This window comes from Mesorhizobium sp. M7A.F.Ca.US.010.02.1.1 (assembly GCF_004023085.1).
Lineage (GTDB): Bacteria > Pseudomonadota > Alphaproteobacteria > Rhizobiales > Rhizobiaceae > Mesorhizobium.
In genome coordinates, this window is record NZ_RZRV01000022.1 from 1 (window position 1) to 6,727 (window position 6,727).

A 6,727-nucleotide genomic window follows, 5' to 3' on the forward strand; every position below is an offset into this window, starting at 1 on the left:
AGCACCTCATCCGACAGGTTGAAGGTGTGCTTGAGGATCGCCAGCCCCGCCATCAGCCGGGTCGGCAGCGGCGGCATGCCGGGGCCGTCCGAATAGACGGCGCCGAAACGCTCCTCCAGCACCGGCCGGTCGATCGCCTGCTTCATGTTGATGATCTGATCGAGCCTGGAGCGGAACAGGTCCTGCTCTCCCGTCTCGCGTGGCTTGGACATTCGCCGTCCCCTCGATTCGCCGCCGCCGAACCGAGTGAATCACGCTCCGCAGCACAAGGGAATCGCAAAACCGAATTGCAGGAAAACAGCGTCCAAATACCGCTAATCCTGCAATTCAAAAGACGCTATCCGCCTCAATCAAAAGGCCAGATCAATGGCTTGCGGATAGTTCACGGTCGACGAGCTGGCGGCCACGCATCAGGCTGGAGATCCATCAGCGTTTACATCGTTTTTCAACGGGCGGCTCAAGCTCCGTGTTGTTGCGCGGCGCGCAGCTTGTCGAACGCCTCTTAGACCGTCGTGTGCCGGAAGAGGATATCCTCTGGAATTTCGGCATCGACATTCCGACATCACACATCCGTGATAAAGGCGTTTGCGGCTCGACGGGACCCTCCAACCCGAGGTCGCGAACAGAACCTGAATGACTGCCTCGTTTGCTATATGCGAATTGTCCGTGGGCGCCGCCAGGAGCTGGAACCGGCCAATCGACTTTAATTCTGGCTAGCTGTGCCCAGAATCGAGAAAAACGCCGGATTCATGCAGGCACAGCGGCCAATTTGCAGGAACCACCCCCCTGGGCACTGCTACTTATCTGGAATGAGGGGACTGTGGAGCTTCCGTCAAAAGGAAGCCAGATGTTCCGGGTTGAGGCCGTAGATCATCGTGGTCGTGTGAACATGAAGTGATGATAAAGCCGGCAAACAGGGAGGATAAAATGAGCCAATACTCATATAATCGTCGTGCGCTTATGAAGGCAATGCTGGCGATTTCGGCGACCCCTTGGGGGATTAACTCGAGGGCGTTCGCCTCGTCGTGCGACGATCGCATCCTGCGAATCGGCGGACTGGGTGGAGGCCCTGATTCGATGAACCCCTTCGCCACTTGGGGCTCCTTTTGGCCCTTGGCTATTTGCTATGATTTCTTGGTCTGCATAGACGCCCAGCGATACGACGATCGAAAGGGCTTTGCCCAATCTTGGTCCGTCGCCGACGACAACCTCACTTGGACCTTCAAGATCTGGCCCGGCATGAAGTGGTCGGACGGCCAGCCTGCTACCGCTAGGGACGCGGCGTTCACTTATAGTTATTTGCACGATTCCATAGGCAAGCCCGACGAGCTAAACGTCGGGTGGAACAGCACCAGCGGTCTTGAGAACGTCGAGTCCATCAAAGCGTTCGACGACGAGACTTTGCAGATCGTGACCAAGTTCCCCGCGACCTGGCCAATAGACAATATCATAATGATCGTTCCCGAGCACATTTGGAAGGACATCAGCTATGCTGACGCACGCGTAACCTTCCGCAACGATCCGCCTTTGGTGGGTACGGGACCTATGATCGTTTCGGAGTTTCACCAGGGCCAGTTTACACGCCTGACGCCGAACCCCTATTTCCGTACGGGGAAGCCCCAAATCGCGGGGGTGATCCTGCGGTCCTTCGATGCCGCCGATCCGATTGCGCAAGGTCTTAAGAGCGGGGAACTCGATTATGGCAACTACCTGACGTCCGCCCAGTGGGCTGATCTCTCGAAGGATCCCGACATTGTAGTCGGTGAATCCCGCATAGCTCAGAAAACCTATCTCGCCTTCAACACCGCTTCGGGAGATGGCGCAGGTAGCACCAAGGCTCTGCAGGATCCGGCGTTTCGCGATGCGCTCGGCTACGCGATCGATCAGAAGGCCATCGTCGATCGAGCCATGCGCGGACACGCCGACCCTGGTGTCGGACTCGCAATGCCGGTGGCGGCCGATTACTATTCAGATCTGAACGACATCAGGCGCCACTTCGATCTCGCCGAAGCCAACCGCCGGCTTGACGCCGCAGGGTACCGGGACACGAACGGCGATGGCATTCGGGAGGACAAGGACGGGAAGAGTTTCCAGCTAGAGCTGGTGTCTGGACCTTCAGCAAATATAGAGATGCCGGTCGCGGCAGTGCAGTTTATCGCTGGCTGGTTGGAGCAAATCGGTATCCCTGTATCGGTGACTCGGCTCGACTCCGGTGCGCTGAGCGCCCGCGCCGCAGCTCCGGCGAAAGGCGGCGGAGGGTGGGATCTGCTCATTTCCGATACCTGGCAAGGCCCAACACCTAAAGACCTGCTCATCTTCGGCAGCAGCAATTCCATCGGCATCAAGAACAAGGCGTACTGGACGAATGCGGAGTTCGACAAACTGTTCGCGGAGGTGCAGGTCACCGTTGACCTCAAGAAAAACCAAAAGCTGGTCGACCAGGCAGCGCGACTAATTTATACTGAAGCGCCTTACATCGTACTATGTTACCCCACCCTGCTCGAAGCCCACCGGAGGGATTGCTTCGAGGGTTGGGGAAAGCAAGGCATCATGTCGATGGACAGCTACTTCCCATTCGATCGCTTGAAGCCGGTGCCCGCGCCGTGAACGGAGGGGGAGGGAGCCGTCACATCCTGCGCATCATCGTCAGGGCCTCTATAACCCTCCTGATGGTGGCAGTCCTGAACTTCATCCTATTCCGAGTTATTCCAGGTGACCCTGCATCTCTTTTGCTTGGCGGGGCGCGCGTCAGCGTCACCGCCGAGCAGATTGAGGCGCAGAACCAACGTTGGGGCCTTGACCGGCCGCTGTTCCCGGACCAGGCGGTCGACTACCTGTCGGCAACACTCCGCGGCGATTTCGGCTACAGCTTCAAGTTCAGGGGCAGGCATGTCGCAGACCTGATAGCGGAACGCCTGCCGGACACCATAGTCCTAGTCGGGGTTGCTCAGATAATGGCAATCGTTATTGGGGTGATGCTTGGGATCTACGCAGGCTGGCGCCGGGGAGGAGCCGGCGACCGTATCGCAACCGGAGCCTCTCTGGCGCTCTATTCTACGCCGGCTTTCTGGCTCGGCATGATCCTGGTGGTAATCTTCAGCACGGCATTGGGTTGGCTCCCGGGCTATGGTGCATACTCGCCCGGCCTGATCACGGGCTCTCTTGGTTCGTTCCTCGACTACCTGCAACATCTCACGCTTCCCGCCACTGCGGTGGCGCTTGGGCTAATCGGCCAGTACGTCGTCGTCGCTCGTGCCGCAATGAGTGACGTACTCACCGAGGATTACATGGTAACCGCACGGGCGAAAGGGCTGACCAACGGTCAAATGCTGATGCGTCATGCATTTCGCAATGCAATGCTACCGGTCGTGACCTTGATCACCCTCAATATTGGCTATGTGGTCGCCGGGGCCATCACTGTCGAAGCCGTTTTCGCCTGGCCGGGTATCGGCGGGCTGACGGTGGAAGCACTCAACGCACGGGACTACCCAGTCCTTCAAGGCATATTCCTGTTGCTTGGCGTTTCAATTGTTCTCGCAAACCTCGTAGCCGATCTTGCCTACAGCCTTCTAGATCCGAGGGTCCGACAATGAGCGACAATATTGTTCGATATTGCCCGCGAGGCCGGGCGCGCGCAATAAAAGGCTTTCTGCGTCAATTTCTCAGCTATGGCGGTGCTCAGGTGGGCCTCGTATGTCTGGTATTCTTTCTTGTTGTGGGAGCGGTCCCCAATATTCTGGCGGGACCGCTCCAGACTGCGATCAATGCAACTGGCGATTTCCTCGCACCCCCATCAGGCGAGCATCTGCTCGGCACGGACGAAATCGGGCGGGACGTGCTCAATCTGGTCCTCCATGGTGCCCGGATCTCGCTTACGATTGCGCTACTCGCGACTGTGATCAGCCTCGTCGTTGGGACTACAATCGGTACGACCGCTGGCTACTATGGTGGCAGGGTCGACGTCTGGCTGATGCGCTTGACAGACTTCTTTTTTGTCATGCCGTCCTTCGTGCTGGCGCTGGTCATTACACCCGTGGTTCTCGAGGTGATGGGGCGCGGTGGAGAAATCCTGGGCTTCCGTCCTTCTCTTTTCGTGATCATTGTCGTTATAGGCATGACAAGCTGGTCCTTTGTTGCACGTATCGTCCGGAGTCAGACACTGTCGCTTAAGGAGCGACCATTCATTGATCGTGCGCGCGTTGCGGGTAGCAGTAATTTCGGCATCATGGTGCGGCACATCCTCCCCAATCTCGTGCCGCAAATCGCAGCCAATGGTGCGCTGGTGGTCGCCAGCGCAATCTATGTCGAGACATCGCTCTCATTCCTTGGACTCGGGGACCCGTTGCAGCCTTCATGGGGCACTTTGCTTTCGCTCGCTCAGCGCGCCGGCGCGGCCAGTGCTGGAGCCTGGTGGTACCTCGGCGCCCCAGGACTGTGCGTACTCACGGTTTCGCTTAGCTTCGTCCTGATTGGCAGTGCCCTTGACGACACGTTCAATCCACGGCGGAGGGTGATCCCATGACCAGCTCCTCCCAGGACAAAACACCGCTTCTGGAAATAGACCGGCTCTCTGTCGATTATGGGCTCAAGGGCGTTTCATTGCGAGCAATCGACGGCGTAAGCTTCGCGCTCCGAGCCGGAGAGGCCGTGGGCCTCGTCGGAGAATCGGGCAGTGGCAAGACCACGACCGCGATGGCGATCGCTGGTCTACTATCACCCAACGCGCGGGTCAGCGGCGGCCAAGTGCGCTATCGTGGCAACCGACTGCCGATCGACGATGATGCGGCGATGCGGCCACATCGCTGGAGCGAAACGTCCGTTGTCTTCCAGGGCGCGATGAACGCACTTAATCCTGTTCACCGCATTATCAAGCAGATCGCCGAGCCATGCATGCTGAAGCTCGGCATGTCGCGGGGCGAGGCGACCAAGCGGGGAAGTGAGTTGCTTCAACTGGTCGGCATCCCGGCGGATCGTGGTTCCGCCTACCCTCACGAGTTGTCGGGCGGAATGCGACAAAGGGTGATGATTGCCATGGCGCTCGCGTGTCGACCTTCGATTATCATTGGTGACGAGCCCACCACAGCGCTCGACGTCATCACTCAGGCTCAGATCCTTAACCTGCTAGGCGACTTGCGATCGCAGTTGAGCCTCGCCCTGATTTTGATCACCCACGACCTTTCTGTGGTGGCTAAGTGTTGTGATCGCGTAATGATCATGTACGCGGGCCGCATCGTCGAGGATGGCACTGTCGCCGAGATTTTCGCCCAGCCCAAACATCCCTACACCCGACAGCTGATCGAATCGATCCCGAACCCAGCGAGCGGCAAAAAGATGATCCGGCCAATACCGGGTGATCCTCCCAACTTGGTGAATCGACCCTCGGGCTGCGCTTTCCATCCGCGTTGCCCGTCGGTCATGGGGGGGTGCGCGACCGAAGTCCCCAGCCTCAATAAGTTCGGGCGGGGACGTGTCGCCTGTCACCTTCACCGGTCCTTGACGCAAGAAGACAAGGTCGCTGTTCATGCCTGACACTGCCGGCATCCTGCGTCTCGAGAGCCTGCAAGTTCATTTTCCTATCCAGGGCGGTCTGTTCGACCGTGTCCTGGGCCGATCTGTCGGCGCCATGCGCGCGGTAGACGGGATCGACCTCAACGTCGGGCGGGGCGAGATCGTCGCCCTGGTCGGCGAATCGGGAAGCGGCAAGACCACTGTGGGCCGCGTCATCACCAAGCTTGCCAAGCCGACTGGCGGCAGAATGCTGTTCGAAGGCCGCGACATGAGGTCGGTAGAGGGCTTCTCGGCTCTACGTCCGTACCGGCGTCGCGTGCAAATGATCTTCCAGGACGCTTATCAGGCCCTCAATCCGCGACACACCGTGTTCGACATCGTGGCGGAGCCGTTGCAGTCCCTGCGGCTGGTCGGTAACGCCACTCAACTCGCCGACCGGGTGAGTGAAGCGCTTGCGGCCGCTGGGCTCAATCCTCCCGGCGATTTCTTCGCCCGCTTCCCGCACGAGCTATCCGGCGGGCAGCGCCAGCGCGTCGTGATTGCAGGAGCGCTTGCCGTCCGGCCGGAACTCATCGTTGCTGATGAACCTGTATCGATGCTCGATGTCTCGATACGCGCTCAGATTCTTCAGGTCCTGGTTGACTTGCGCGACAGGCACAACATGGCGCTGCTGTTCATCACCCACGATTTGCCCCTTGCCTGGCTGATCGCCGACCGGATTGCGGTCTTGTATCTTGGAAAATTGGTCGAGATTGGTAGCGCCGACGAGATCACATTCAACCCTCGCCATCCGTATACCGTCGCCTTGCGCAACGCCACACCGCAGATTGGCGGCAACGCAGGTCGCGCCGAGTTGCCGGCCCTGCAGGGCGAGGTTCCAAGTGCCGCGCGCGTGCCGAAGGGCTGCCGTTTCCATCCTCGTTGCCCGCTTGCCTTCGACCGTTGCAAAGCTGAGGAGCCGCCGGCGATCGAAGTTGGACCACAGCACCTGTCAGCCTGCTGGCTCGCTAAGTGAAAGGCATGCAATCAGCGCCACCCCAATGAGCGTATTCCATCTGGTATTGCACAGGCAGGTGGGCTGGAACACCACCATGCAGATAGAATGCTGAGACCCGTCGAAATTGGCCACTCCATCTTGAATCAGTCTCAATGTCTGGGAGGCACTCTGAAGTGTGTAATGAACTAGGCCCGATTAAACCGCCAACGCCGCGATACGAAG

At 58.9% G+C, this 6,727-nt stretch carries 5 protein-coding genes and 1 pseudogene; 5 read left to right on the plus strand and 1 reads right to left on the minus strand.

From position 1 onward, the window contains the following. Positions 1–212: pseudogene (locus EOA19_RS21510) on the minus strand (IS5/IS1182 family transposase); the annotation flags it as partial. A gap of 715 nt (positions 213–927) precedes the next feature. On the opposite strand from EOA19_RS21510, the gene EOA19_RS21515 reads away from it, so the two are divergent. From EOA19_RS21515 to EOA19_RS21535, 5 genes are read left to right on the plus strand one after another with little or no spacing between them, the layout of a single operon-like run. Continuing rightward, positions 928–2,607 carry an ABC transporter substrate-binding protein gene (locus EOA19_RS21515; protein ID WP_063170379.1) on the plus strand — a complete coding sequence of 560 codons (1,680 nt, stop codon included), beginning with the start codon at positions 928–930 and terminating at the stop codon, positions 2,605–2,607. Then, entirely contained in the window at positions 2,604–3,593 is a 990-nt protein-coding gene (locus tag EOA19_RS21520) for an ABC transporter permease (RefSeq protein WP_063169344.1), read from the plus strand. Before EOA19_RS21515 ends, EOA19_RS21520 begins: the two co-directional genes overlap by 4 nt. After that, positions 3,590–4,522 (plus strand): ABC transporter permease, encoded by a 933-nt coding sequence (locus tag EOA19_RS21525; protein WP_063169343.1) that lies wholly within the window; start codon positions 3,590–3,592, stop codon positions 4,520–4,522. The genes EOA19_RS21520 and EOA19_RS21525 overlap by 4 nt, the downstream gene beginning before the upstream one ends. Continuing rightward, entirely contained in the window at positions 4,519–5,529 is a 1,011-nt protein-coding gene (locus EOA19_RS21530) for an ABC transporter ATP-binding protein (RefSeq protein WP_063169342.1), read from the plus strand. The genes EOA19_RS21525 and EOA19_RS21530 overlap by 4 nt, the downstream gene beginning before the upstream one ends. Next, positions 5,522–6,523: an ABC transporter ATP-binding protein gene (locus EOA19_RS21535; protein ID WP_063169341.1), complete on the plus strand. Its 1,002-nt coding sequence runs from the start codon at positions 5,522–5,524 to the stop codon at positions 6,521–6,523. Before EOA19_RS21530 ends, EOA19_RS21535 begins: the two co-directional genes overlap by 8 nt. Positions 6,524–6,727 lie beyond the last annotated feature (204 nt).